The 24,815-nt window shown below is 63.1% G+C and carries 23 protein-coding genes; 6 read left to right on the top strand and 17 right to left on the bottom strand.

Going from position 1 to position 24,815, the window contains the following annotated elements:
• Positions 1-24: 24 nt before the first annotated feature.
• The 3 genes from BCCGELA001_RS12825 to BCCGELA001_RS35935 form a co-directional block, all read right to left on the bottom strand.
• A complete protein-coding gene (locus tag BCCGELA001_RS12825; protein ID WP_008550324.1) occupies positions 25-1,032 on the bottom strand; it encodes a hypothetical protein in 1,008 nt (335 codons plus the stop codon).
• A gap of 122 nt (positions 1,033-1,154) precedes the next feature.
• On the bottom strand, positions 1,155-2,786 hold the full coding sequence (locus tag BCCGELA001_RS12820; protein ID WP_144441281.1) for a hypothetical protein: 1,632 nt from the start codon (positions 2,784-2,786) through the stop codon (positions 1,155-1,157).
• Positions 2,787-3,268: 482 nt separating this feature from the next.
• The gene (locus BCCGELA001_RS35935; protein WP_193409774.1) at positions 3,269-3,610 is read right to left on the bottom strand and encodes a PilZ domain-containing protein; all 342 of its coding nucleotides are present in this window, start codon (positions 3,608-3,610) and stop codon (positions 3,269-3,271) included.
• A gap of 417 nt (positions 3,611-4,027) precedes the next feature.
• Between BCCGELA001_RS35935 and BCCGELA001_RS37020 the strand changes: the two genes are divergently transcribed.
• A complete protein-coding gene (locus tag BCCGELA001_RS37020) occupies positions 4,028-4,138 on the top strand; it encodes a Spy/CpxP family protein refolding chaperone (RefSeq protein ID WP_008550328.1) in 111 nt (36 codons plus the stop codon).
• 69 nt (positions 4,139-4,207) lie between these two features.
• On the opposite strand, the gene BCCGELA001_RS37920 is transcribed toward BCCGELA001_RS37020, so the two are convergent.
• Together BCCGELA001_RS37920 and BCCGELA001_RS12815 are read right to left on the bottom strand one after the other, a co-directional pair.
• On the bottom strand, positions 4,208-4,381 hold the full coding sequence (locus BCCGELA001_RS37920; protein WP_158511619.1) for a hypothetical protein: 174 nt from the start codon (positions 4,379-4,381) through the stop codon (positions 4,208-4,210).
• 132 nt (positions 4,382-4,513) lie between these two features.
• Positions 4,514-6,688, bottom strand: a complete 2,175-nt coding sequence (locus tag BCCGELA001_RS12815; RefSeq protein WP_144441280.1) for a Vgb family protein — start codon at positions 6,686-6,688, stop codon at positions 4,514-4,516.
• Positions 6,689-6,859: 171 nt separating this feature from the next.
• On the opposite strand from BCCGELA001_RS12815, the gene BCCGELA001_RS37015 reads away from it, so the two are divergent.
• Entirely contained in the window at positions 6,860-6,970 is a 111-nt protein-coding gene (locus BCCGELA001_RS37015; RefSeq protein WP_008550332.1) for a Spy/CpxP family protein refolding chaperone, read from the top strand.
• Positions 6,971-6,988: 18 nt separating this feature from the next.
• Here BCCGELA001_RS37015 and BCCGELA001_RS12810 read toward each other — a convergent pair whose 3' ends face one another.
• From BCCGELA001_RS12810 to BCCGELA001_RS12770, 9 genes are all read right to left on the bottom strand, one after another.
• Positions 6,989-7,852 carry a sugar phosphate isomerase/epimerase family protein gene (locus BCCGELA001_RS12810; RefSeq protein ID WP_008550333.1) on the bottom strand — a complete coding sequence of 288 codons (864 nt, stop codon included), beginning with the start codon at positions 7,850-7,852 and terminating at the stop codon, positions 6,989-6,991.
• A complete protein-coding gene (locus tag BCCGELA001_RS12805) occupies positions 7,852-9,042 on the bottom strand; it encodes a dihydrodipicolinate synthase family protein (protein WP_060735443.1) in 1,191 nt (396 codons plus the stop codon). The genes BCCGELA001_RS12810 and BCCGELA001_RS12805 overlap by 1 nt, the downstream gene beginning before the upstream one ends.
• Positions 9,043-9,178: 136 nt before the next feature.
• Entirely contained in the window at positions 9,179-10,330 is a 1,152-nt protein-coding gene (locus tag BCCGELA001_RS12800) for a Gfo/Idh/MocA family protein (RefSeq protein ID WP_008550335.1), read from the bottom strand.
• Positions 10,327-11,727, bottom strand: a complete 1,401-nt coding sequence (locus BCCGELA001_RS12795; protein ID WP_060737636.1) for a hypothetical protein — start codon at positions 11,725-11,727, stop codon at positions 10,327-10,329. Before BCCGELA001_RS12795 ends, BCCGELA001_RS12800 begins: the two co-directional genes overlap by 4 nt.
• A 126-nt stretch (positions 11,728-11,853) precedes the next feature.
• On the bottom strand, positions 11,854-12,684 hold the full coding sequence (locus BCCGELA001_RS12790) for an ABC transporter ATP-binding protein (protein ID WP_008550348.1): 831 nt from the start codon (positions 12,682-12,684) through the stop codon (positions 11,854-11,856).
• A 14-nt stretch (positions 12,685-12,698) separates the two neighbouring features.
• On the bottom strand, positions 12,699-13,691 hold the full coding sequence (locus BCCGELA001_RS12785) for an ABC transporter substrate-binding protein (protein ID WP_060735442.1): 993 nt from the start codon (positions 13,689-13,691) through the stop codon (positions 12,699-12,701).
• A gap of 73 nt (positions 13,692-13,764) precedes the next feature.
• Positions 13,765-14,574, bottom strand: a complete 810-nt coding sequence (locus BCCGELA001_RS12780) for an ABC transporter permease (protein WP_008550353.1) — start codon at positions 14,572-14,574, stop codon at positions 13,765-13,767.
• A 295-nt stretch (positions 14,575-14,869) separates the two neighbouring features.
• A complete protein-coding gene (locus BCCGELA001_RS12775) occupies positions 14,870-15,577 on the bottom strand; it encodes a TetR/AcrR family transcriptional regulator (protein ID WP_193409773.1) in 708 nt (235 codons plus the stop codon).
• A 151-nt stretch (positions 15,578-15,728) separates the two neighbouring features.
• Positions 15,729-16,577 carry a VOC family protein gene (locus BCCGELA001_RS12770; RefSeq protein WP_008550378.1) on the bottom strand — a complete coding sequence of 283 codons (849 nt, stop codon included), beginning with the start codon at positions 16,575-16,577 and terminating at the stop codon, positions 15,729-15,731.
• 222 nt (positions 16,578-16,799) lie between these two features.
• On the opposite strand from BCCGELA001_RS12770, the gene BCCGELA001_RS12765 reads away from it, so the two are divergent.
• Positions 16,800-17,693, top strand: coding sequence for a sugar kinase (locus BCCGELA001_RS12765; RefSeq protein WP_008550379.1), 894 nt, complete (start codon positions 16,800-16,802; stop codon positions 17,691-17,693).
• 6 nt (positions 17,694-17,699) lie between these two features.
• Positions 17,700-18,617, top strand: coding sequence for a ribokinase (locus BCCGELA001_RS12760; protein ID WP_008550380.1), 918 nt, complete (start codon positions 17,700-17,702; stop codon positions 18,615-18,617).
• On the opposite strand, the gene BCCGELA001_RS12755 is transcribed toward BCCGELA001_RS12760, so the two are convergent.
• The gene (locus tag BCCGELA001_RS12755) at positions 18,618-19,838 is read right to left on the bottom strand and encodes an NAD(P)/FAD-dependent oxidoreductase (RefSeq protein ID WP_008550381.1); all 1,221 of its coding nucleotides are present in this window, start codon (positions 19,836-19,838) and stop codon (positions 18,618-18,620) included. It abuts the gene before it with no gap.
• Positions 19,839-20,084: 246 nt separating this feature from the next.
• Here BCCGELA001_RS12755 and BCCGELA001_RS12750 point away from each other — a divergent pair, with 246 nt between their 5' ends.
• Positions 20,085-20,879, top strand: a complete 795-nt coding sequence (locus BCCGELA001_RS12750; RefSeq protein ID WP_008550382.1) for an enoyl-CoA hydratase/isomerase family protein — start codon at positions 20,085-20,087, stop codon at positions 20,877-20,879.
• 12 nt (positions 20,880-20,891) lie between these two features.
• On the opposite strand, the gene BCCGELA001_RS12745 is transcribed toward BCCGELA001_RS12750, so the two are convergent.
• Positions 20,892-22,610 carry an IlvD/Edd family dehydratase gene (locus BCCGELA001_RS12745; RefSeq protein WP_060737635.1) on the bottom strand — a complete coding sequence of 573 codons (1,719 nt, stop codon included), beginning with the start codon at positions 22,608-22,610 and terminating at the stop codon, positions 20,892-20,894.
• A 216-nt stretch (positions 22,611-22,826) separates the two neighbouring features.
• On the bottom strand, positions 22,827-23,240 hold the full coding sequence (locus tag BCCGELA001_RS12740) for a hypothetical protein (protein WP_008550388.1): 414 nt from the start codon (positions 23,238-23,240) through the stop codon (positions 22,827-22,829).
• Between the two features lie 414 nt (positions 23,241-23,654).
• Here BCCGELA001_RS12740 and BCCGELA001_RS12735 point away from each other — a divergent pair, with 414 nt between their 5' ends.
• Entirely contained in the window at positions 23,655-24,581 is a 927-nt protein-coding gene (locus BCCGELA001_RS12735) for a hypothetical protein (protein ID WP_008550390.1), read from the top strand.
• Positions 24,582-24,815: the final 234 nt, after the last annotated feature.

Below are 24,815 nucleotides of genomic sequence, written 5' to 3'. Positions count from 1 at the left end.
CCCTTCGAGCGGCTCACGCCGTACTCATCGTGGCGCAATCAGCACCCCAATCAGGCGCTTGAACTGGGGATCGCATTCCGGTGACGGTAGCGCGTCGGTCAATGTCGCCAAGCAGGGATCACCGAACAGTTCCAGCAAATCCGCGTTCGAGATCAAGTTCTCGGCTGCGAGCCAGTCGCGCATGCGGGCGAAAAGCGCCTGCATCTGAGGGCTATCGACGTGGCCGCCGAACCACAAATCGCGGTACTGGCGGCACATCTCCCTGAACTCGGCAATCTTGTCATCGCTTTTCTGCGCCAATTTCTCCAGGAAGTTTCGCTGCAAGCCGGACACGAGCTGAACAATCCATTCTGCGCACTTCGGATTATCGCGCAGTGACTTGTTGAGCTCGCGCAGGAATTCGGCCCAGCAAGCCGCAAGCGCGCTGTCGAACGGGCGCGCTAGAAATTGCTTTGTCATCGATGCCGGATCGCGGCGCCAGATCCGCACGCTGGCGATATCGCCCCGCATATGGCGGGCTGAGGCTCCGATCCTGTTGCCGATGAGGATGCCTTTGGCTCCTACTGGCGGGACCAGACCATGTAGGATGCGCGTGGCGCTTCCGCCGGCGGAGCCAGGGCCAGGGCCCAGTGTGCTATAGCCGACTGCGAGCGCGTTGAAGCCATCGTGGCGAAACGTGAGCCGCACCCAGCGGTCGGCCGGGATGCTGATCGAGAGCGACATTCCTGAAACCTCGCCGGTCAGGTCGCCATTATCGGAGCTGACGCGAAAACTGTTATCGGCATCGATCAAAGTGCCGGAAGCCTGCGCGAGAAAGCGTGCCGTGACCTCAACGCCGATGGCATCGAGTGAGCCCCAAGGATCGCTCGGACGCCGCGGTATCGCGATCTGGCTGGCGGGTGACGAGAACCGCAACGCGCTGACGTCCGCGAGGGGGGTGACGCCCGAGCTGATGCCATTGCTGCCCCATGGCGACCGATCGGCGGCGATGTCGGCCCACTGGTAACGATGATCGCAGATCAATTGCCACACGTCCCGGCCCTTCGCGTTGGTATTAGCATGTAAGGCGACACAACAGCAGCAGGCCAGTCACGGCTCTAGCGATGGCCATTTCTTGCGTTAGCCGCTTCGCAAGCGGATCGTTGCGGGGCGTTCTACATCCCGAAAATGAAGTCGGCAGCGTTTAGGACGTTGACCTGAACGCCGGCAAGTACCAGCGTATCGTTATTATCGAGGCGAATGACCACGTCCCCGCGAGTATTCTGTCGTATCGCATCCTGTAGTTCGCCGAAATCCGAGAAGAACGCCGACACGTCAATTGTATCCCCGCTCGCGTCACCCGCTATAAAATCCGCAACGCCCGTCCTACCAGAACCGTTTTCGACGAAAACCAAGTCAGCGCCCTCACCGAGAAACAAATTGCCCGCAAGGACGCTTCCTTTCGCAAAAGCGAACGTATCATCGCCGCCGCTCAATTCGACATTCCCGACGATGCGGCCGCGATTGATAACCGTCTCTTGGCCATCGCCACCGACTATCGCGGTGTTCACGCCGCGAACAAGGCCAGAATTTGCGAGTTGCGACGACATGCCTTCGGCAGGCAGACCCTCGCGTTCCAAGACGTTTAGCTCGACCGCCGCCGACGCGGCATCCCCGCTCTCGATCACGCCCGAACGGGTGTTCTCCAGCAGCACGTCGTCGCCGGACACGAGCACGCCCGCCGCCCGGAATACGCCGTGGACTTCGCTGTCAAATGTTTCACCATCCGCTTTGATTCGACCGCTGTTGGTGAGGTGATGACCATCTCCGATCAGGACAATGCCCGCAGCCCCGTCGCCACGGGTTTCGATAATGCCTCGGTTAGTGATCTCACCGTTCCCAGCAGCAATGAACCCGAATCGACCCACACCGATAGCGATGCCGAATGCGATGTCACCCTCGGTTGTGATACGGCCGGTGTTAAGAACATCGGAATCGAGGCCGGGCAATTGAAGTGGGCCGCCGCCACGCGCCGCCATACCAGTGGCCAAAGTCCCTTCCGTCTCTATTAATCCAAAATTACTGATCTCCTGGTTATTCCCGAAGCCTCCCATCCCGGCGCTTTCATCGCCGGTAACGCGGATGACACCTCGGTTCGTGATGTGCGTGTTTTCCAGTACGCCCTGGATGCCGACCATAACGGTACCATTGATAAAGATGCGCCCGAGATTGACGGCTGCGGCATCCGCGCCGCGTGCAAACATGGCTGCATTGTCGGAGCCACCGGCCGATATCAAACCTGCATTGATTGACGTCGCATTGTCACCAATGGAAGCAATCAAAGATGAGTTAAAGGAGGTGCTTTCAACGTGACCGTAGTTGATGATGGTGCCGTCTGCGCCGACACCTGACAGACCGGTGGCGGACTCGCCCTCGACGCGAACGGTGCCGAAATTCGCGATATGGAACCGGTCTCCGATTGTGACCACGCCTTCAGAGAAAGCCTCGTCGCCTTCGACATTCGGATCGGGATCGAAAAATCCGCCGCGCGTTACCACCGTGCCGTAATTCTCAATGCTGACGTCATTGCCAGTCCCGAGGATGCCGGCGGCGCCAAGACCGCCGGTCTCTATCCGCGCGAAATTGCGGATCGTTAAATTGTCGGCGCGGGCAAAGATGCCGTCCGCGAGATCGCCCGTTGTCGTCAGCTTCCCGAAGTTCAAAACGCGCTCACCTTCCGTGGTCGTCGTCAGGGCATCTTGGTTGTACCCGGACGTGAAACGGCTTCTAACATTGACAATTGCCATTTTTTCCTCTCCTCCCATTAGCGCGGTAATGGGGTCTTTGAGGACCGCTGCGATGCAGGCACCACTTGGGTGCATCGTTCTGCTTCTTCGACTTGAGATCGGAGATCTTCGAGTTCCGAGAGTTTGGCGGCGAGTTCCTTCAGCCGTTGGGCAAAGGAAATCGTGCGGCCGTCTTGCATCAAGGCCACTCCCTTATTGGGATCAGTCAGTCCGGAATACGCCGGCCGTTCGATTTCAGAAAGAAATGCCCTAGCTTTGTTGGTAGCGCGAGGAGGCTTTGGATCTCTTGATGTAGCTCAAGGAAACTATTCAGCTCCCTCAGGGGCTCTCTGGCAGGGCGAGGCTTCCGGCGGGCGCCGGACTAGGACCTCCAGCTTCGGGGTCATAAGCTGACGTATCGACGGAAAGGCGCCGCCCGCGGAAGTGGCTGGTCCATATGACCGCCTCGTCAGCACACGGGCGGAGGCGCTGACCACACCAAGTCAAGGGCCGCCTGCCGGCCCACGATCCAGCGATCGTGTCGCGCCATGCTTGCGGGTTCGCCGAAAATCATTCGCCGGTTTCGGCGAACGACGACGCAGGAGGAAACAAACGCCGCAAAGCGTCACCTTTCGCCACGCAACCCGGCAGATGAAGATTCCGGAATGTCCGTCGAAGGACAGCACAAACTCATTCGCAAATACATAGTATGGCGTGGAGATACAGGCCCCCAAGGTGCTCATGTCGCGCACCACGCATGGGTGCGTCCCGCGAATTCCATCAAATGACAGCCGCGCGGCCCGGTTGACCGGTATCCGCTCCATTGCCCGACGTTCGATCATCATGGCGAGATCTCCAGGTGAGAAGGCTACTTCCCATTGAACGACCGCGGCGATTGCGATCGCATTCCCTGAATTCCCGCCCGCCGAACCGGGAAGACGGCAGCATCCGCCACGTTGGTTCGCCCAAGGCACGCTAACAAGCAGTCATGCTGTCCTTTTAAAATTGGATCGAGGCTGAAGGTTAATTCGGACTTCTGACATTTCAAAGCAACCGGTCAGCTTGCGCGGGATGCCGCCTTTGACGCGGAAATGCAAGATCCGGCAAACATGCTCAATTGACTCGTCTGACGACAGCCAACTGTTCTTGACTGGATGGTCTAAAGCGTCTGCTGCGGGTCCAATCGCGACCGGATCGGGCCGGCAGTAAGTCCGAGCAATGTCCACTCTGCCGCTGAAAGCGGAAGTAAATTCAGGGGGGCCATGTCGACGGCCGCCAAGCTGGTCGAACCCGCCCTCGACGAGTTCTATGCCACGCTGAGCAGCGAGCAAAAGGCGCGCTTTAACACGCTGCAGCAGGTCGCAAGCCCGTGAGAGCAGCGCGCGTCCGCCCTCTCAACTGAGGCGGTCTCCCTCTTCCTCGCGTTACGCAGGGGCCTAAAGTCAGGCAGGCAGGCAGGCGATCGCTTGTTCCAGCTCTCTTGCGATTGCACTGTAGCGCGCAAGCGTCCGCGCATAGACGTCGCGCTTGAGCGGGCTCCTTGCTGCCTGTTGAAGGCGCTCGCACTCAGCCATTTGCACGCGGAGCAGTTCTAGATGGGCCAGCATCTCTTTCATGGACAGCTAATCTATCCCACATCAGCTTTGGTTCAACGGCGAACTCGGACAAGCGCCAGGGCAAGCCACGAGAACGGTCGGATGAGGTCGGCAATGGGTCCCCACAAGCTAATCAGCAGCTTACCAGATCGCTTACCAGCGTCGCATTTGACTGCCGATCACAGGTGTTCTCACGGGTTTTGCCAAGCCAAAGAACACCACGAAGGCGTTGCCGCCGCAGCGCGTTGAAAGGGTTTCGTCAGGGGTCTTCGTCAGACAAACCTCATCCATAAGATCGATATTGTTGGCGGCCCAGACATTTCCGGCTGGGTCGACGACAACACCGGTCAGGAATTGCATGCCCTTGCCTGCGTAGCCGGATTTGGGTGGAGAGATCGGGTCGCCCGTCTTGAAACCGGGAGGGCATGTCTCGGTCCTGACGCCGCAAAGCTGCGTCAGCGTTTTGCCGAAGCCGTTCGCAACCCATACGTGGTCATTGCCATCGACGGTGATGCCCCAGGGCCCGCTGATGCTCCCTCCACCGTCGAACGACGGGGCGGTCCCGTGGTTGCCATCCGGACGTATCATGCTGACGCTGCCGCCGGGAAACTCCTCGATAATGCGGACCAGGGCGATGAACTTTTCCACCGTCTCGTCACCGCCGCCCGCCGGCTTCAGTTTGCTTTCCAGGCTGCTTCGCAGCTTCATCCGGAGCAGGTCCAGCTTTTCCTTGATGCTCGGCTCGCCCAACACATTTGCGACCCAAGCGTTGCCTTGGCTGTCGATCGCGATGGCATGGGGACTGTAACCGACCTTCAATTCTTCGGCCTTGCCGGGATCATTCGCCGGGAAGCGAGTCACCGTGTTGGAGTTGGAGTTGGAAACCAGGACCCGGCCCTGCAGGTCGAACGCGACGTGGAAAGGCCCTTTCACCTGGCAGGTGCCGTCGACCGGCTTGTCGTCGACGGTGCGGCACAGGATGCGCGCTTGAGCCGGATCGCCCTTCGGGATGTGGACGATCTGGCTCTTGCTCGAATCCAGCGCCCAGACATCTCCATCCGGCGTCGTGTTGACACCCTGCATTCCACCGAGTTGTCCATTCAGATTGTAACCGGTCGATGGGGAGAGCGGCTTTCCGGTTTTGTCAAACACCGAAATCGTCTTACCGCCGATGCTGGTCACCCACACCTTGCCGTCACCTGCGATGGTAAGACCCCAGCCCGGAAAGTCCACGCCGCCGCCGGTAAAGCCGGTCGTCATCGGCGAGATAGGGCGGCCGTTCGGGGCGAGCGCGGAGAGCGTACCGCCGATGCCGCCGAACATGGTCGATTGCGAGCCTGCCATCTGATTGTTTGCCGCCCAGGCGTTGCCATCGCCGTCGATACCGATGCCGCCGAGGCCGTTCAAACCGCCACCTGCGTATCGCAGTGCGATCGTCCATGTGCCGGGAGCGAACAGGAGGTAGGGTCGGAACGGAACGGCACGCGAGCCTGGCCCCTCCCGTCCAGCCGGATAGAAATGGCCCAACAGCGCAAACAGTTTTGCAGGCTGATTCCAGGGATGCAGCGCTATCGCCTGCGCCGCGGTCAATGTATCGGTGGGAGCAGACTTTCCCGGCGGCGTCGAGGCGGCAAACAACCTTTCGCAGGCGTCCGCCTGCACGCGCGTGATGCAACCCGCCAGCAAGCCACCCAAGGTGTTCAACACAGCCAGAGAGGTGGTTTGCGTGCTGTTCAGTGGATCCTGGACCACCGTGCCCCATCCGCCGGTCGTGAGGTCTACCAGGTTAGGCACATTGCCCGCGGCGATCTTCAGGCCAAGCGCATGGCCGCTAAGCGCTTCACCTTTGAGGAATTGCGCGCCCGTCCATACCGATGCCACGGTCGTGAGTTCGTTGATGGTCGCTTCCTTCGGTGCGGTGGTGCCCAACGTTGTCATCAGCGCGATAGCCGGGTTCGGTCCATGGGAGCCGCCAATCTTGGGCTCTCCACCCTTGGCAGTCAGGTAGAGCACACCGCCGCCGGCCTTCTCGGTGTCGAACTGCAAGCGAAAAGCGCCATCGTCGCCCGTGCTTGTTTCCGACAGCTTGGTGGGGGCGCCCTCGCCCGCTGCCCATAGCGTCACCGTCGACGTTGCGATAGGACCACCGCCGCCATTGACCTTCCCAAGAAGCTGCTGGGCCGAGGCGTGGCTGACGGTCAGCGCGACTAAAGTGAAGGCAAGAAATGGTACGCGCATGGCGTCGCCTCGCACGATGGCAATGAGCAGGTGTTCCGCTGGAAAATTCAGTCCGGCGTGTGGTGATGGCAGGTCGTCCGTATCCTGCACTGTCTAAAAACAAATCCTTGACGTAGATCAAAGCGGCTTTTGGCTCAGAGCAGCTCTCCGCCGCATCGCCGTGGATGTCCGCTTGGGGTCAATCGCGACCGGATCGGGCTGGCAGTAAGTCCGAGCAGAGTCTGTTCTGCCACTGAAAAGCGGAAGTAAATTCAGGGGGCCATGCTGACGGCCGCCAAGCTGGTCGAACCCACCCTGGTCGAGTTCTATGCCACGCTGAGCAGCGAGCAGAAGGCGCGCTTCAAGACGCTGCAACATGTCGCAAGCCCGTGAGAACGGCAGCCGAGAAACCTACACCACCGTCTTATGCCGCGTGATGCAGGTGCGGAGCACCTCGTCCATCGACCTGCCCCACCAGTCGTTGGAGAAGATCTCGATCTCGGAGTAGCCGGCAAAGCCCTGCGCTTCGACCGCTTGGCGCACCGATTTGATGTCGATGACGCCATCACCCATCATGCCGCGATCGTTGAGGATGTCCTTGGTCGGCACCAGCCAGTCGCAGACATGGAAGGCGAGCAGGCGATCCTTGCCGGCGCGCGCGATCTGCCCCATCAGCTCGGGGTCCCACCAGATGTGATAGACATCGAGCGCGACGCCGAGCATGCCGGTGCGATCGGGGTCGAGCCGGTCGCAGATGTCGAGCGCCTGTTTGGTGGTGTTGACGCAGGCGCGGTCGGCCGCATAGGCCGGATGCAGGGGCTCGATGGCGAGCGGCAGCTTTGCCTGTCTGGCGTAATCGAGCATCTCGGCGAGCGCGTCTTCGACCTGCCCGCGCGCCGCCGCGATATCCTTCGAGACATCGCTGCCCGGCCGCGAATATTGCGGCAGGCCGCCGACGACGAGGACGATGCAGGGTGCGCCCAGCGCCTTGGCTTCGTCGACGCAGCGCCTGTTGTCGTCGCGCACCTCGCCCCGGCGCGAAGCGTCCGACGTGAACATGCCGCCGCGGCAATAGCCTGAGAGATCGAGACCGGCATCGCGCACCGCACGCGCGGCACGGTCGAGACCGACGGTTACGACCTGGTCGCGCCAGGGATCGATGGCGCGAATGCCATGCTTCGCAGAGGCATCGATGATCTCGACGAGGTCACCCTGCTTGCGGACGGTCGCCGTGTTCAGCGACAGCCAGCGGTGGTCGGACGAGAAATCGCGCATCAGGATTCGATACCGTGGGTGGCGAGCACGGTCTTCATCCGCTGCGTCGCGAGTTCAGGATTGGCGAGCAGGCCGGCCTGGTCGGCCAGACGGAACAGCTCGGCGAGGTGCAGGGTGGAGCGTGTGCTCTCCTGTCCGCCGACCATGGTGAAATGGTCCTGGTGACCGTTCAAATACGCCATGAACACGACACCAGTCTTATAGAAGCGCGTCGGTGCCTTGAAGATATGGCGCGACAGCGGCACGGTCGGCCCCAACACGTCGTGGAAGCCGGCCTCGTCCCCGGCCGCCAGCCGCGACAGCGCGTAGGACGCCGCCGGCGCGATGGCATCGAAGATACCGAGCAGCGCATGGGAAAAGCCCTGCTCGTCGCCGGCGATCAGCTCCGCATAATTGAAGTCGTCGCCGGTATACATCTTGATGCGCTTGTCGAGGCGGCGGCGCATGTCGATCTCGCGCTGCTTGTCCAGCAGCGAGACCTTGACGCCGTCGACCTTGGCAGCATTGCTGTTGATGATGGCCACCGCCGTATCCATCGCCTTGTCGAGGTCTTTGGTGCCCCAGTATCCCGTCAGCGCGGGATCGAACATGTCGCCGAGCCAGTGGATGATCACGGGGTCGCGAACCTGCGACAGCACGCGGTCGTAGACCTTGGCGTAGTCGTCGGCATTGCGGCCGAGCTTGGCCAGCGCGCGCGAGGCCATCAGGATGATGCGGCCGCCGACCTTCTCGACCGCCGAGATCTGTTCTTCGTAGGCGCGGATCACGTCATCGAGGCTCCTGGCATCCTCTACGGCGAGATGGTCGGTGCCGGCGCCGGAGAATACCAGCGCGTTGCGGCGCTTGGCAGCGCTGACCGAACGCGTGATCAGCTCCAGCGAGGTCGGCCAGTCCAGGCCCATGCCGCGCTGTGCGGTGTCCATGGCTTCGGCGACGCCGAGGCCGAGGTCCCAGACGTGCTCGCGGAACGCAATGGTCTTGTCCCAGTCGACCGCGACCGAGAGCCAGGGATCGTTGTCGGCGAAGGGATCGGCGACGGTGTGCACGGCCGAGAACGCGATGCGGTTCAGCGGGCCCTCGAGCTTTGCGGGGAACGTGCGCGAGGCCGCGAGCCGGTAGGTCTCGATCGACCGATCGGCTTTCGGCAAATTGAGCGACAATGACGACATGGGTTGGACTGGCTTGTTCATGACTTCAGACCTCTCCCCGTCATTGCGAGCGAAGCGAAGCAATCCAGGGTGCCTCCGCGGCAACAGTCTGGATTGCTTCGTCGCTTCGCTCCTCGCAATGACGGCTTGGTAAACATCGGGGCTTATCCAATCGACCTCACGCCTTGATCGGGGCGACGTCGATCCAGCGCCGCTCCTTCCAGCTCTTGAGCGCACATTCGGCGAGCTGCACGCCCTTGGCGCCTTCGAGCAGCGTGAACTTGTAGGGCGCATCCTCGTAGACGTGGCGGATTAACATCTCCCACTGCTCTTTGAAGCCGTTGTCGTAGGTAACGTTGTCGGGCAGCTTCTGCCAATCGCCGTAGAAATCGTGCAGCCGCTTCTCATCCGGATTCCAGACCGGCCTCGGAGTAGCCTGCCGCGCCTGGATCATGCAGTCAGTGAGCCCCGCGACCGCCGAGCCGTGGGTGCCGTCGACCTGGAAGGTCACGAGGTCGTCGCGATAGACGCGCGTCACCCATGACATGTTGATGTGCGCGATGATGCCGCCCTCGAGCTGGAAGGTCGCATAGGCGGAATCATCCGCGGTCGCCTTGTACTTCTTGCCCTGCTCGTCATAGCGCTCGGGAATGTCGGTGTTGCCGATGCAGACCACGCTCTGGACGTTGCCGAAGAGGTTGTCGAGCACGTAGCGCCAATGGCAGACCATGTCCAAGATGATGCCGCCGCCGTCCTCGTCGCGGTAATTCCAGGATGGCCGCTGCGCCTCCTGCCAGCCGCCTTCGAACACCCAATAGCCGAACTCGCCGCGCACCGAGAGAATGCGACCGAAGAAGCCGGAATCGCGCAGGAAGGCGATTTTCTTCAGGCCGGGCAGGAACAGCTTGTCCTGCACCGTGCCGTGCTTGACGCCCTTGGCATTCGCAAGCTTCACGACCTCGACGGCTTCCTCGAAATTCGTCGCGATCGGCTTCTCGCAATAGACATGCTTGCCCGCGTTGATCGCCTGCGTCAGCAGGCCGGGGCGCGCCTGCGTGGTCGCCGCGTCGAAGAACATGGTGTCGTTCTTGTCGGCGAGCGCGGCATCGAGATCGGTGGTCCAGCGCGTGATGTTGAAGCGCTTGGCGAGCCCCTCGACCTTGTCGGCGCTGCGGCCGACCAGGATCGGATCGGGCATGACGCGGTCGCCGTTCTTCAGGCGGACGCCGCCCTGGTCACGGATCGCGACGATCGAGCGGATCAAATGCTGGTTGAGCCCCATGCGGCCGGTGACGCCGTTCATGATGAGGCCGAGGCGTTGGGTGGTCATGCCATTTGCTCCTGAAGTGATCTTGGCTGTTCGAGCGGGTTCAGCGCCGACCAGTCCGGATGGATTGAGGTGGCGAAGCCCGCCGTGTGAAGCGATCCCGTCAGGAGATCGCCATTGTGAATCTTGAGGCGGATGCCCTGCCCGGCATCGGCGTAGAGATCGGGATGCGCGACTGCGAAGGCCGTAGCTTCCGCGGCAGGCGTGTCGCCGAAGCCGTCGACATAATGATGGCCGTTGCGTTCGGCATGGGTGACGCCGATGAAGGCGCCGAGCGCGAGGTCCTGCTGCACGGCGAGGCCGGCCTGGCAGGTGAGGTCCTCGCCGGTCACGAAGAACCTCTCCCGTTCCGCGCTCCATTTCGCCGCGCGCGTCGCATTGACGATCGACTTATAGAGGCCCTTGCAGGATTTCGAGGAGATGCCGCGATAGCCGAGTGCCCGGGCCGCCGGGAAAGCACCGTAGGAATCGTCGGCCTCGTCGATGATGAAGCCGTGCCCGGCCAGTGCACCGAGCGGCGATTGCCGCGTGATGTCGCGCGGCATCGGCTGCTCGACATAAAGCAGGCGCGTGGCGATCGGGCGCAGCGCGGAATCATGATCGAGGCGATCCATCAGCGCCTGCAACGCCGCGAGGTCGGCGTACTGCTCGTTGGCGTCGAGCGTCACCTTGTAGTCATGTCCCAGCGTAGCGAGCTCCTTGCCAATGCGGGCGAGCCGCACCGCATCGGCCGTGGGATCGCCCGACAGCTTGAGCTTGAAGTAGCGCGCGCCAGCGTTCTCGCGCGGATCGGCAACGCCCCCCTCGCCTTCCACGGTATCATCGAGGCCGACGGTATGCCTGATGGCAACGCGCGCCAGCGGCATCCGGCTGGAGAGAAACGTCCTGATGTCCCTCTCGCTCAGGTCAGGAGAAAGCCGCGCATCGACGCCCGCGATGTTGGCAGCCATCCCGTCGAAGAAATTGGTTTCGGCGGCGCGCAGCAGCGCATCGAGGACCGCCTTGTCGATCTCGGCCGGGCCGTAAGCCGCTGCGAGCGGCGGAATGTTCTTCTTCGCACAGGTCGCGACCTGGGCACCGATGCACGAGGCGTGCAGATCGAATGCAGTCTGATATCCGGTGCGTGCCAGATAGAGCCCGCGCGCGATTTCGAGCGACCGCCGCAAGCCGTCGACGGTCTGCGCCGGCGACAGCTCCGGCCGCTTGTCGAACCATTTCGGCACCAGCAGCTCGGCGCTCGCGCCGATCGCGACGCCCCGGCCCTCGACCTCGATTTCGGCCCGCACGAACAGCTGCGGCGTGGCGTTGATCGTGATCGCGCCGAACCGGAACGGCCGCGCGAACTGCACGGGGCGTTCGAAGAAGGCGATATCTCGCAGCTTCAGGCGCAATGGCGTGATCCTGAGAAGGTCGTCATGCCCGGGCTTGTCCCGGGCATCCACGTTCTTTGTTGCACGGAGCAAGACGTGGATGGCCGGGTCAAGCCCGGCCATGACGCTCTAAAATTTCGAGCTAGCTCCATTGCCTTAATCCAATGCACCTTGCGAGAAGAAATGCTTGCGGATGCGTTGCACCAGTTCGGTGAAGACCGGATCGGCCATCACGTCGAGCGAGCGCGGGCGCGGCAGGGGCACATCGTAGATCGCGGCGATCGCGCCCGGCCGCTCGGTCATGACCAGCACGCGGTCGGCCAGGAAGACGGCTTCGGGAATCGAATGCGTGATCAAGAGCACCGTCTTCTTCGTCTCGCGCTGGATCCGCATCAGCTCGACATTCATGCGTTCGCGCGTCAGCGCATCGAGCGCGCCGAACGGCTCGTCCATCAGCATGATCTTGGGATCGTGCACCAGCGCCCGGCAGATCGAGGCGCGTTGCTGCATGCCGCCGGAGAGCTGCCAGGGCAGCTTCTTCTCGAAACCTTCGAGACCGACGAGCTTCAACAGCGCCTTGGCGCGGTCGAGATATTGTTGTCGCGGCAGCCGCTTCATGTCGATCGGCAGCATCACGTTGTTGAGGATGTTGCGCCATGGCAGCAGCAACGCGTTCTGGAACACGATGCCGACATTGCCGTGCGGCTTCGTCACCTTCTCGCCCTCGACCAGGACCTCGCCTGATGTCGGCGGCAGCAGGCCCGAAATCAGCTTGAGCAAGGTGGACTTGCCGCAGCCGCTCGGGCCGACCACGACGAAGAACTCGCCGTCATTGATGTGGAAGTCGAGCGGACGCAGCGACGGCACGTCGCCATCGCGCGTCCGGTATGTCTTCGACACGCCCGACAGCTTGATGCCCGACGCATCGCCGGCAGCCCGGTCGCTCACCAGTCTCAGATGCGCGGCCGGCTGCGCGGTTTCACTCATGACAGCCGCAGGTTTCACGAGCCGCTCTTCGGCAGATAATCGTTGGTGTAGAAGGCCTTCGGGTTCTCCTTGGCCTTGGCGTCCAGACCGCCATATTCGACCATCAGATTGACCGAGTCGGTCATGTTCTGGTCGGTGACCTGGAACGGCCGCTTGCTCTTGGTCTCCGCGGTCCGGTAGAGCGGAATGGTCAGCTCAAAGCCCTGGGTCAGCGTGTCGATCTTGCCGCCCTTGGGGTTGGCATCGAGGATCGTCTGCGCCGCCGCCTTCGGCTCCTTCTCGGCCGCTTCGACCGCCTTGGTGGTCGCCGACATGAAGCGGCGGACCAGATCGGCATTGGCCTTCACATAGTCGGTGTTGGCGATGACTCCCGAGGACACCATGTTGATGCCGTAGTCGGCGAACTTAATCGGATATACGTCCTTGCCGGTGGCGTCCTTGATCTTCATCGACTGGTCCATGACGTAGCCGAGCAGCAGATCAGCCTGGCCGTTGATGACGGCATTCAGCTTGGTCTGGCCGTCGCCGGCCACCGTCTTGAAGTCGCTTTCCTTCAGGCCGGTCTTCTTCAGGAACAGCGGCCAGATCTGGGTCATGGAGTCGGCTGGCGTAATCGCCACCGTCTTGCCCTTGATGTCCTCGGGCTTCCTGATGTTCTTGTCGGCGAAGCCCATTGCGGACATCGGCGAGGTCTGGAGCAGCACGCCGGTCGCAACCACCGGCGCGCCCTTGATGGCGGCGCGCATCATGGTGGGGACGTCGACATAGCCGAAGTCCGCGGTCTTGGCGGCGACGGCCTGCGTGGTCGCGGCCGAGCCGCGGCCTTCCTGGATCTCGAGGTCGATGCCCTCCGACGCATAGATGCCCTTGGCCTTGCCGTAATAGAACGGCGCGTGCTCGCCATAGACGTACCAGTTCAGCATCAGCACGACCTTGTCGGCCGCCTGCGCCGGGATCGCCGCGAAGCTCATCAGCACCGCCGAGACAGCCCCTATCCACCGCTTCATCGTCACTCTCCCTTTGCCGTTGTTGTGTCGGCCGTTGGTGGCCGTTCGTTGCTTCACTTCAGAGCCGAAATGCTCACGAGGCGAAAATCACGTCCTCGCGCTGGCTGACGTGCCAGGGAATGACCAGCTTCTCGATCCGGTCGACGACCCAGAACAGGACGACGCCGAGCAGTGCGAGGATCACCAGCGCCGCGAACATGGTCGGCAGGTCGAACGTGCCGATCGAGCGCTGCATGACGTAGCCGATGCCGGAATTGGAGCCGACGAATTCGCCGACGACCGCACCGACCACGGCCAGCGTCACCGACACCTTCAGTCCTGAGAAGATCGCCGGCAGCGCATGCGGCAGGTTCACCGCGCGAAACACCTGAAAGCGGCTGCCCTGCATGGCGCGGGCGAGATCGATCATGTCAGGATCGACCGATTTGAAGCCCTGCACGGCGGAGACCACCACGGGGAAGAAACCGAGCAGGAAGGCCGAGATCACCTTGGGAATGATGCCGAAGCCAAACCAGACCACGAACAGCGGCGCGATCGCGATCTTGGGCACGGATTGCGAGAACACCAGCAGCGGATAGACGTAGCTCTCCACCGTCTTGGAGCCCGCGATCAGCATCGCCACGGGAATGCCGAACAGCGCCGACAGCAGGAAGCCGCAGACGGTCGCATAGGTGGTCGGCCAGGACTGCCGCAGCAACTCCGGCCATTCGGTGCGCAGCACGGCAACGACGTCGAGCGGCGACGGGATCTGGTAGGCGGGGATCTTGAACAGACGGATCGCGAGATCCCAGGCGACGACGATGAAGACGAGGAACAAGAACGGCCGAACCCAGGCAGCATTCAGCAGCTTGGAAACAGCGTTTTGCGGCTTGAGCTCGGCCAATTTTCACTCCCGGCAGTCTTCTTCGTTGTGGGGAGAAATTAACTCGTTGGATAAATACTGTCCAGAGCTTTCCCTGTGGCGTTTTGCGGCGGTTCCGGAGGATCGGGAAGTCGAATTGGGACGGATGAGGATGGCATGGCGCTCTTCGCGCCTGCCCTCGGTGTCATTCCCCGCGAAGGCGGGGAATCCAGTACGCCGTGGCCTCTCGGTTCAACAATAACTGCCTCTGGAATACTGGATTGCCCGCCTTCGCGGGCAATGACGGCAGAGATTGTGGAAGCGGGTGGCCAAACCGCTACACCGTCTGCACCACACTCGCGCGCGCCTTCGGCGCCTTCGCGATCTCGAACAGCGCCATCGACTGCCCTGTCAACGCGGCCAGCACGATGCCGACCATGTGGGCGAGGCGCTCGTCCTTGGCGTCCTTGGCGAGCAGATCGCGGCCGAAGATCACGCTGAGCGTCGCCGAGTTCGAGAGGTAGAAGAAGCAGAGACCTGCGATGGAGATGTAGAGCTGCACCGGATCGACCGCGACCTGGAAGTCGCCGCTGTCGACGCCGCGGCGCACCACGGTGCGGATCATCTCGACGAAGGGCGAGTGCATCGACTTGACCTTGGTCGACTTCTTCAGGTGCTTGGCCCGCGCGAGATTCTCGGTCTGGAGCAGCGACAGGAATTCGGGATTGCGCAGGAAGTAGTTCCAGGTGAACTCGATCAGCCGCCTGATCGCCTCGGCCGGCTCGAGATGTTCGAGATCGAGCCCCCGCTCCTCGCTGCGGATCTTGTCATAGGCGCCTTCGAGCACGGCGAGATAGAGCTCGTCCTTGTTGCCGACGTGATAGTACAGCATGCGCTTGTTGGCACCGGCTTTCGCCGCGATGCGGTCGACGCGCGCACCGGCCAGGCCGTGGGCGGAAAACTCCTGCTTGGCGGCTTCGAGAATGCGCAGCCGCATCCCCTCGGGGTCACGCTGCCATTTCAGAGTTCGCTTTGCTGTCGCCAAACCGGTTGCTCGCTGGTGGTCTCAGTCAGCGTGTAGCACGAGGAAGCCGTCATTGCGAGGAGCCCTTGCGACGAAGCAATCCAGACTGCCACCGCGGAGAGACTCTGGATTGCTTCGCTTCGCTCGCAATGACGCGGGAAAGAGCGGAGCCTCAATCCGCCGGCTTCGGCGAGCGCTCCAGCAGCACGGTCGGGATGCCGCAGGTGCCGCTGCGCACCGTCATGATGCGCGTGCCCGGCTTGCGGCCGTTGCGGATCTCGGAGACGTCGAGTCCGCCCGCGATCAGCCGGGCGCGGGTGGCGTCGATGTCCGCGACGCGCCAGCTCAGACCCCAGAGGCGGTCATGCGCGGCATCGCCGCCCGCCACCGGCCGGCGCACCACCTCGACGATGAGGTCGCCACAACGGAAGAACATCAGCTGGCCCCAATCGTGGTGCGAGCGATCGAGCGCCAGATCGAGCCCGAGCCGCGCGCCATAGAGTGCGGCGGCACGATCGGAATCTTCGGTCGTGACCACGACATGGTCGAGCGCCTCGATCGGCGCGATGTCGGTTGTGACCGATTTGGGACGCTCGTCGGCGAGCTCGAGGAAGAACATGCGCACGCCACGCGTGAGCTCCGTGGCCGCACGCGTACGCTTCCAGTGCAGCACGGCCTCGGTGACGGCATCGCTGCTTTCGACCTCGGCGATCGGGTCCGGCCTCAAGGCCACGCGATCCAACCGGCGATGCATCTTGCCGATGTCTGCGACACGAAAGCACAGGCTGGCGAGCACGCCTTCCTGGTCGTCGAGCAGCGCGCGCATGCGGTCGGCGGTGACGCTGAAACCGTTCGGCGCCATCAGCTCGATCGTCATGTTGTCGAGGGTGAACAGCACCCGGTCGGCGCCCTCGCCGGAGTTCTGCCAGGCCGGCGCGCGAGCGAGCAGCGTCTGATAGGCCGCCCTGGCTGCACCGATATCCCGGACCAGAACGACGACGTGATCGAGGCCGGTGATCATCTCTTCCCCCTTGATCGACCCTTGATTGACTCGGGAACCCCTCAGGCCGAAAGACGGCGTTTGTCCGGGCTTGGCATTAGCCTGCCATGGTCGTATTCCGGCAATATGCTGACCTCAAGCGCTTCGGGGCGGTTTTGCGGATAATTTCAGCGTCCCTCCGGAGCGGAACCGGTGTTAGAGTAATTCCGCCCGCCGGGACCACAAGCGCATCACGGACAAGCAATGCAGGCTCTCTTCATCGGACAGACCTATATCGACGTCGTCTTCATCACCGACCACATGCCGACCGGCGACGAGAAGCACGTGGCGTCGGACTACGCGGTCTCCTTCGGCGGCAACGCGGTGACGGCGGCGTTCTGCTGCGCCAAGCTCGGCATCGTGCCCGACCTGATCGCGACAGCGGCCAATGACTGGCTGGGCCGCATGTTCCAGGACATGTGCGCGAAATACGCGATCTCGCTGCACGGGCGGAAGGTCAACCAGTCCTCGCTCTCCTTCATCATGCCCAAGGACGGCAAGCGCGCCATCGTCCGCTGCCGCGACGACGAGCACATCCATCCCTTCCCGATGCTCAATCTCGGCGGCTGCCGCGCGCTGCATGTCGACGGCCACCAGCCGGATGCCGCGATCCACTACGCCAAGGTCTGCCGCGAGGCCGGTATCCTGACCTCGCTCGACGGCGGCGGCCTGCGCACCAACACGCATGAGCTGTTGGAGTTCATCGACGTCGCAATCGTCGCCGAGCGGCTGTGCGAGCAGATGGATCTGACGCCAGAGAAGATGCTCGACTACCTCAAGGGCCGCGGCTGCAAGATCGGCGGCGTCACCATGGGCGAGAAGGGCCTCTTCTGGTACGACGAAACCGGGGCCGTGCAGGTGATGCCGGCGATGCCGATCCCGCGCGAGCGGGTGATCGACACCAACGGCGCCGGCGACGTCTTCCACGGCGCCTATGTCTATTCCTACCTCGCCCATCCCGGCAAAAGCTGGCGCGAGCATTTCGATTTTGCCCGCGCCGCCTCGACCTACAAGATCCAGCGCCTCGGCAACGAGGCCGGCCTGCCGACACTGGTCGACATCGCCAAGGTCAGGCACGAGTTCGAGGTCAGGGTCTAGAGTCAGATGGGACGCGTCTTCGTTGCCGGCAGCATCAACATGGATGTGGTGGCGACGGCCGATCGCCATCCGCGCGTCGGCGAGACCGTTGCGGGCAAGCAGGTGCTGTATTTCCCGGGCGGCAAGGGCGCCAACCAGGCGGTCGCGGCGGCACGGCTCGGCGCTGCGACCACGCTGATCGGGCGGCTGGGCCGCGACTCGTTCGGGGCCGAGCTGAGGACGTTCCTGGGCGATCAGGGCATCGATCTCGGCTACGTTCAAGAGACAATCGAGGCCCATACCGGCACTGCCATCATCACCGTCGCCGAGGCCGACAACACCATCGTCGTGATTCCCGGCAGCAACGCGCTGGTCAGCGCGGATGATGTCGGCGTCGTGCCGCTCGTGAAGGGCGACGTTGCCGTCAGCCAGTTCGAGATTCCGCTTCCGACGATCGTTGCGTTCTTTCAGCGCGCGCGTGCAGCTGGCGCGACGACGCTGCTCAATCCCGCGCCGGCGCAAAACATGTCGGGCGAATTGCTCGCGCTCGTCGACACTCTCGTGCTGAACGAGACCGAACTCGGATTCCTCGCTGGCACCGAGATATCCGACAGCGAGGAAGGCGCGCGGATCATCGACGTCGCGCGAAAACTTCAGGCGGGCGAGAACCAGACCATCTGCGTCACGCTCGGCAGGCGCGGCGTGCTGGCGCTTGCCGGGCGCGAGGAGATTGCGGTGCAAGGGCGCGCGGTGAAGGCAGTCGACACCACCGGCGCAGGCGATTGCTTCGTCGGTGCGCTCGCAGCCCAACTCGCCGAGGGCGCGGCCTTACGCGACGCCCTCACCTTCGCCAACGCCGCCGCCTCGATCGGCGTGCAGCGCATGGGCGCGGGACCATCGATGCCGACGGCCGCGGAAGTGGCAGCCGTCCTCAAGAGCGGCTGATCACGCCAGCGCGCTCTTCAAGTCGAAGCTCTCGTCGGCGGCCTGCTCGGGCGTGATCGAACGGTCCATCGCCTGCAAACGGCGACCGAACATGTGGTCGCCGGCGCGGTTGATCGACTCGATGCCGAGCAGCCTGTCGCTCTTGTAGCAAAACACCGAGAACGCCTTCCTGGCGGGATCACCGCGCACCACGACGCGATCGTAGCCGGTGGTCAGTCCCGCGATCTGGAGCTTGTCGTCGCCCTGGTCGCTCCAGAACCAGGGATGGCTGTCGTAGGGCTTCCTGTCGCCGGTCAGCTTTGCTGCGAGGCAGCGGGCGTGATCGGTGGCGTTCTGCACCGATTCCAGCCGCTGCGATCCGCCAAAGCGCGGGTTCGCGAACAGCGCGCAGTCGCCGATCGCGGAGATAGCGGGATCGGCGGTGGAGAGATATTCGTCGACGACGATGCCTGCGGCGACCGGGAGCCCTGCCTCGGCGGCAAGCTCGATGTTCGGCAGCACGCCGACGCCGACTACGACGAGGTCGGCGGGCAGATGCCGGCCGTCGCTCAAGGACACGCCCGTGACCTTGCCGCCCTCGGCTTCGATCGAGGTGGCCTGCACGCCGAGATGGATGCGGATGCCGGCCTCGCGATGGCGTTCTTGGAAATACTCCGAGACCTCCGCCGTCACCGCCCGCGCCATCACGCGCGGCGCAAGCTCTAGCACGTCGACCTCGAGGCCCTTGATCCGTGCGGTCGAGGCGAATTCGAGGCCGATGAAGCCGGCGCCGATGATCACCACACGTTTCTTTGACGGCACGATCTGCCTGAGCGACTCGCTGTCGTCGAGGATGCGCAGATACTTCACGTCGGGCAGGTTGGCGTTCGGCAGGTCGAGCAGCCGGTTGCGCGCGCCCGTCGCCAGCACGAGGTGGCCGTAAGGCAGCGTCTCGCCGGATGCGAGCAGCAGCTTGTGCGCGGCGCGATCGATCGACACCGCACGGCCCGCGATCAGTTCGATCTTCTGATCCTGGTAGAACTTCTCGGGGCGGAACATCAGGCTCTCAGGCCCGGCCGAGCCCTTGATGTAAGCCTTGGACAGCGACGGCCGCTGATAGGGCAGATGCGCCTCGTCATTGATCAGGCAGACGCGCTCGGAAAAACCCGCCTGGCGCAGCGATGCCGCAACCTGATAGCCGCCATGGCCGGCGCCGACGATGATCACCGGACCATCAGTCATTGGACAGCCCATTTCCGCAAGACACGAGCGTGACCCATGTCGTCTCCTCTCACGCTGATTTTGGTTTGCTGGCCTCTGGAGGAGCCGGCGCTCGTGTCCGTCCCTTGGTGAAGGCGAGCCCATTTGAGCCTATCGTTCGGCCCAGCGCAAGAGCCGGGGCGCGGGGGCACTGGCGGCCGGGGATTGTCACCCCTCGCCTTCTGCGATTTAGTTGCAGCAGCAAACCTCATGCCGGGGATTTCCAGAATGCCAGCTCCCGTCTCAAAGCCTGATGATCCCGCCCTGCTGCGGATCGACGGCCCGATTGCAATCATCACGCTCAACCGCCCCGCCGCCTACAACTCGATCAATCTCGCGATCGCGCAGAAGCTCGAGCAGCTCGCGGCCACGCTCGAAGGCGACGACAGCATCCGCGTCGTCGTCCTCGAAGGCGAAGGCCGCGCCTTCTCGGCCGGCGGCGATCTGCAGACCATCGGGGCCGCCGCCGAAGCGGGCACGGTGACGCCAGTCGTCGGCGAGCTGCTGAAGCACTATCACGCCTTCATCGAGATCATCCGCCGCATGCCGAAGATCTCGCTGTCGAGCGTGCACGGCTCGGCCGCCGGCGCCGGCATGGGCCTCGCTTTCGTCACCGACCTCTGCATCGCCGCCGACGATGCCAAGTTCACGCCGGCCTATGCCAAGATCGGCGTGTCGCCGGACGGCGGCTCCACGGTCGGCATCGTCGGCACGGTCGGCTCCCGCCGCGCGCTGCAGATCTTTCTGGCCGAGGACAATTTTACCGCGCAGCAGGCTTACGAATGGGGCCTGGTCGCCAAGATCGTTCCCGCCGCGGAGCTGAAGGGGGCGACGCGGCAACTCGCCGAACGCCTCGCGCAAAATCCGCACGCGGCGATCGCCGGCACCAAGCAGCTGGTCTATCAGGCCGCGACCACGCCGGTGAAGCAGCAGCTCGATGCCGAGGAGCACAAGATCATCATGGCGATGAACACGGAGGCGTTCGGCACCGCCGTGAAGAAGTTCACCAGCAAAGGCAAATAGCGCCGTGGCCGCTCAGCGTTTCGCAGCGCCGGGCCCGGTCCGCTGCATGAAATCGAAGTCGCAGCCCTCGTCGGCTTGCATGATGGTCTCGTTGAACAGCCAGGCATAGCCGCGCCGCGCCTCCTCGGGCGCTGCGGCCGGCTTCAGCGCGGCGCGGCGCCGCTCGAGTTCGGCGGCATCGACCAGCAGCTCGATGCTGCGCTTGGCCACGTCGAGGCTGATCATGTCGCCGTTCTGCACTAGCGCCAGCGGGCCGCCGACTGCGGATTCCGGCGTGATGTGCAGCACGATGGTGCCGAACGCGGTGCCGCTCATACGCGCATCCGAGATGCGCACCATGTCCTTGGTGCCACCGCGCGCCAGCTTCTTCGGGATCGGCAAGTACCCCGCCTCGGGCATCCCCGGCGCGCCTTTCGGGCCGGCATTGCGCAGCACCAGCACGTCGTCGGCGGTGACGTCGAGATCGGGATCGTCCACCCGCAAGGTCATGTCCTCGACGGATTCGAACACGACCGCGCGGCCGGTGTGCTGCAGCAGCTTCGGGCTCGCGGCCGATTGCTTGATCACGGCGCCGCGCGGGGCGAGATTACCGTGCAACACCGCGAGGCCGCCCTCTTTCTTGATCGGATTGTCGCGCGGGCGGATCGCGTCCTGGCCAGGCACGTCCTCAGCATTCGCCGCGATCTCGCGCAGCGTCTGACCGGTGATGGTCTTCGCGTCGAGATCGACGAGATCGCCGAGCTGCGCCAGCAGTTTCGGCACCCCGCCGGCGTGGTGGAAATGCTCCATGTAATGCTCGCCGGACGGCTTGAGGTCGACCAGCACCGGCACCTCGCGGCCGATCTGGTCGAATTTCTCGAGATCGAGTCGATGTGGCGAGCGATGCGCCATCGCGGTCAGATGGATCAACCCATTGGTCGAGCCGCCGATGGCCTGGAGCACCACCTGCGCATTCCTGAACGAGGCCGGCGTCAACACTTCGCTCGGCTTCGGCCCCTTCGCCTTCGCCATTTCGGCGGCCACCCTGCCGCTCGCTTCCGCCGAGCGAAAGCGCTCGGCATGCGGCGCCGGAATCGTTGCACTCATCGGCAGCGACAGGCCCATGGCTTCGATCATGCAGGCCATGGTCGAGGCCGTCCCCATCACCATGCAAGTGCCGACCGACGGCGCCAGACGGCCGTTCACGGCTTCGATCTCGGCATCGTCCATGTCGCCGGCGCGATATTTCGCCCAGAGACGGCGGCAGTCGGTGCAGGCGCCCAGCACCTCGCCCTTGTGATGACCAACAACCATGGGACCGACCGGAATGACGACGGTCGGCAAATCGGCGCTGATCGCGGCCATCACCTGCGCCGGAAGCGTCTTGTCGCAGCCGCCGATCACGATCACCGCATCCATCGGCTGGGCGCGGATCATCTCCTCGGTGTCCATCGCCATCAGATTGCGCAGATACATCGAGGTCGGATGCGCAAAGCTCTCGGCGATCGAGATGGTCGGGAACACGAACGGCATCGCGCCGGACAGCATCACGCCGCGCTTGGCGGCCTCGATGATCTGGGGAACGTTGCCGTGGCAGGGATTGTAGTCACTATAGGTGTTGGTGATGCCGACGATCGGACGCTCCAGCGCGTCGTCGGAATAGCCCATGGCTTTGATGAACGCCTTGCGCAGGAACAGCGAAAAGCCGGCATCGCCATAGCTCGTCAGACCCTTGCGCAAGCCACTCGTCATCATGCCAATCCTTCGAAGTTGCCTTGTGGTACCGCCTCAATGCAGATTGTCAATAAGATTGGTCCACGCTGGATCAGAGGCAGCCAACGCAGGGCCTTGCGTCGCGAATTTTGGACAACGTTCGCCTACCCTGCGCCACAGGATGGACCGGCAAGGCGTCAGATCTACGATCTGCGGGGTTCTTGGCGCGCATGGGCAGCGTGCGCCGCGCTGGACTCAATATCGCCTCAGCAGTCCTTGCTCCACGCTGGCGTTGCCATAATTCGCGCACGCTCTTTTCGGGTTCTTGATCAAGTCTGTGCGGACCCGCCGAAACGCCTTAGCGGCCGCGTCGAACACTTCCGGCCGGAATTTGCCGGAATCGTAGCTCTCTCCATCGTGCGCTTTGATGGCAGCAGCGTAGGCATCGATCATGGCCATCGCAGCTTCGGGGCTGCCGAGAAGCCGGGCGCCGAGTTGGACTCCGCCGGCACCATCGACCTCATAACCGTCGCATCGCTGTTCGAGCACCACCGATGCGGTGACGAGCTGGTTGAGAAACGTCGCTTCGGCCTCGCTGAGCGGCGCGGCTTGCGCCACTGCCGGCACGGACGCCGCGAGCATCGCGACGAATGACAATTTGATCTTCATTGTTGTGGCTCTCTCGGATTTCGATCGCCCGTGTCGAGAGCCAGACGATGCCCGGAGCGGTGTTGACCTGGATCAATGGGAGCGCCGCGGGGTCATCGGCCTGCGGACGAGCCATGCTCCCTCAACGCGTCATTGCGAGCGCCGCCAAGCAATCCAGTGCTTGCCGTGGAGGGATTCTGGATTGCTTCGCCGCGCTCGCAATGACGTGTGGTCGGCCGCTGCGAATCCAACTGTTGCCTCCCCGGCGTACAAGAGCGCAACGGGTTCCGGCGGAACTCATCCGATTCAGCTGGTACCTTCTGGTAGATGCCGCGCAATCTCTCAACCGATTAACGGCTTGTTAGAGGACTCTATCGCAAATAGATGTAGTAACATAAAACAACCATGCCGGGTTCCATTGCCCGGAGCAACCACATGAATGTCCCCGGTTTCCTGATCGCAGTCGGCTTCGGCGCAGCGTTTTTCGCCGCGGAGTGTGTGTGGTACTACCAGCCGGCTTTCATCAACCCGGACTTTGTGCTCAGCACATTCTCCTCGGAACATGCGAAAGCACGCGCAGCCGTCCGACATGCGTTGATCGATCCTGCTACGGCCACATTCAGCACGTTGCGCTCAGTCAAATCCGATGCAGCGAGATATGTTTGCGGGGGCGTCAAGGCACGGGACAAGTCCGGCCAGTTCGTCGATGTCGCCTTCGTCTACACCGTGGCCATTGATTTTGCCCGCATCGACGACGACGGACGGGTAACGCATCAGCGTTCCGGATACAGGCCTTGCCCCACTGAAGACGATAAAGTCGCGCAACAGCGGCCGGCTCTGTCGCCCGGCGCGTCGATCGTCAAGACCGTTCAGAAGGCTGCCCCGGATGTGAGGACGTCGGTTGCGCCTGCCCTGACGACGGCTGCAGCCTCTTCGGGCGGATCGTCGTCCGGCGGCACGATGGAGCAGCAAGTCCGCGAGCTGGCCGCCCGGACCGTTCCGGCTGATGCCGGAAATGGAAAGGGGCAAAATCCGTCTGCGACGCGTGAGGCCGCCAAGGAGAGCGAGCGGCGGGCCGACCAGCCTCCGGCCGCGTGGCCCACATTTCCTCCGGATCACGCACTGGCGAGATCGACCCGGAAACGAACGCCGTCCGAAGCCCTGGCCTTGGCGAAAGAGGTCGAGGACCGCTGGAAGAAGGCCGAGACAGCCGCCGACATCTCGATGCGTCCCTCACCGGCAGAGATCGACGAGGCATGCCGCGCGCTGCTGACGATCGATTCAAAGGACGCTCAATATCCAAACGCGTGGGCTGCCTTTGCGCGATTGCAGAAAATGAGGCGAGACATCGCCAAAGGTTGATGCCGATCGGGTGATCGTGCGTTCGCAACCTCTTGCGGGCAGCACGATCACGTCTCTGGCCTGCGCGCTTCGGTAATCGCCAAGCGCACTAGGACCGCCAAGTATCGTCTCGGCATCGATTCACACTGGTTCCAGCAGAAGACGCAGCCGAGTTTCGGGTTTCTCGATGTTGGCCCGGCCCGCCTGAATGTCCTATCGGCCGGGTCGCGGTCTTACCATCAACGCGGTCAAAGC

Origin of the sequence: Bradyrhizobium sp. CCGE-LA001, from assembly GCF_000296215.2 — a bacterium.
GTDB lineage: Bacteria > Pseudomonadota > Alphaproteobacteria > Rhizobiales > Xanthobacteraceae > Bradyrhizobium.
This window is presented reverse-complemented; position numbering and strand designations above follow the sequence as displayed.

Excerpts from the sequence above, each read along its gene's own strand:
- BCCGELA001_RS12820 (WP_144441281.1), bottom strand. The coding sequence starts at position 2,786 with ATGGCAATTGTCAATGTTAGAAGCCGTTTCACGTCCGGGTACAACCAA.
- BCCGELA001_RS35935 (WP_193409774.1), bottom strand. The coding sequence starts at position 3,610 with ATGATGATCGAACGTCGGGCAATGGAGCGGATACCGGTCAACCGGGCC.
- BCCGELA001_RS37020 (WP_008550328.1), top strand. The coding sequence starts at position 4,028 with ATGTCGACGGCCGCCAAGCTGGTCGAACCCGCCCTCGACGAGTTCTAT.
- BCCGELA001_RS37920 (WP_158511619.1), bottom strand. The coding sequence starts at position 4,381 with ATGAAAGAGATGCTGGCCCATCTAGAACTGCTCCGCGTGCAAATGGCT.
- BCCGELA001_RS37015 (WP_008550332.1), top strand. The coding sequence starts at position 6,860 with ATGCTGACGGCCGCCAAGCTGGTCGAACCCACCCTGGTCGAGTTCTAT.
- BCCGELA001_RS12810 (WP_008550333.1), bottom strand. The coding sequence starts at position 7,852 with ATGCGCGATTTCTCGTCCGACCACCGCTGGCTGTCGCTGAACACGGCG.
- BCCGELA001_RS12805 (WP_060735443.1), bottom strand. The coding sequence starts at position 9,042 with ATGAACAAGCCAGTCCAACCCATGTCGTCATTGTCGCTCAATTTGCCG.
- BCCGELA001_RS12800 (WP_008550335.1), bottom strand. The coding sequence starts at position 10,330 with ATGACCACCCAACGCCTCGGCCTCATCATGAACGGCGTCACCGGCCGC.
- BCCGELA001_RS12790 (WP_008550348.1), bottom strand. The coding sequence starts at position 12,684 with ATGAGTGAAACCGCGCAGCCGGCCGCGCATCTGAGACTGGTGAGCGAC.
- BCCGELA001_RS12785 (WP_060735442.1), bottom strand. The coding sequence starts at position 13,691 with ATGAAGCGGTGGATAGGGGCTGTCTCGGCGGTGCTGATGAGCTTCGCG.
- BCCGELA001_RS12770 (WP_008550378.1), bottom strand. The coding sequence starts at position 16,577 with ATGATCACCGGCCTCGATCACGTCGTCGTTCTGGTCCGGGATATCGGT.
- BCCGELA001_RS12765 (WP_008550379.1), top strand. The coding sequence starts at position 16,800 with ATGCAGGCTCTCTTCATCGGACAGACCTATATCGACGTCGTCTTCATC.
- BCCGELA001_RS12760 (WP_008550380.1), top strand. The coding sequence starts at position 17,700 with ATGGGACGCGTCTTCGTTGCCGGCAGCATCAACATGGATGTGGTGGCG.
- BCCGELA001_RS12755 (WP_008550381.1), bottom strand. The coding sequence starts at position 19,838 with ATGACTGATGGTCCGGTGATCATCGTCGGCGCCGGCCATGGCGGCTAT.
- BCCGELA001_RS12750 (WP_008550382.1), top strand. The coding sequence starts at position 20,085 with ATGCCAGCTCCCGTCTCAAAGCCTGATGATCCCGCCCTGCTGCGGATC.
- BCCGELA001_RS12745 (WP_060737635.1), bottom strand. The coding sequence starts at position 22,610 with ATGACGAGTGGCTTGCGCAAGGGTCTGACGAGCTATGGCGATGCCGGC.
- BCCGELA001_RS12740 (WP_008550388.1), bottom strand. The coding sequence starts at position 23,240 with ATGAAGATCAAATTGTCATTCGTCGCGATGCTCGCGGCGTCCGTGCCG.
- BCCGELA001_RS12735 (WP_008550390.1), top strand. The coding sequence starts at position 23,655 with ATGAATGTCCCCGGTTTCCTGATCGCAGTCGGCTTCGGCGCAGCGTTT.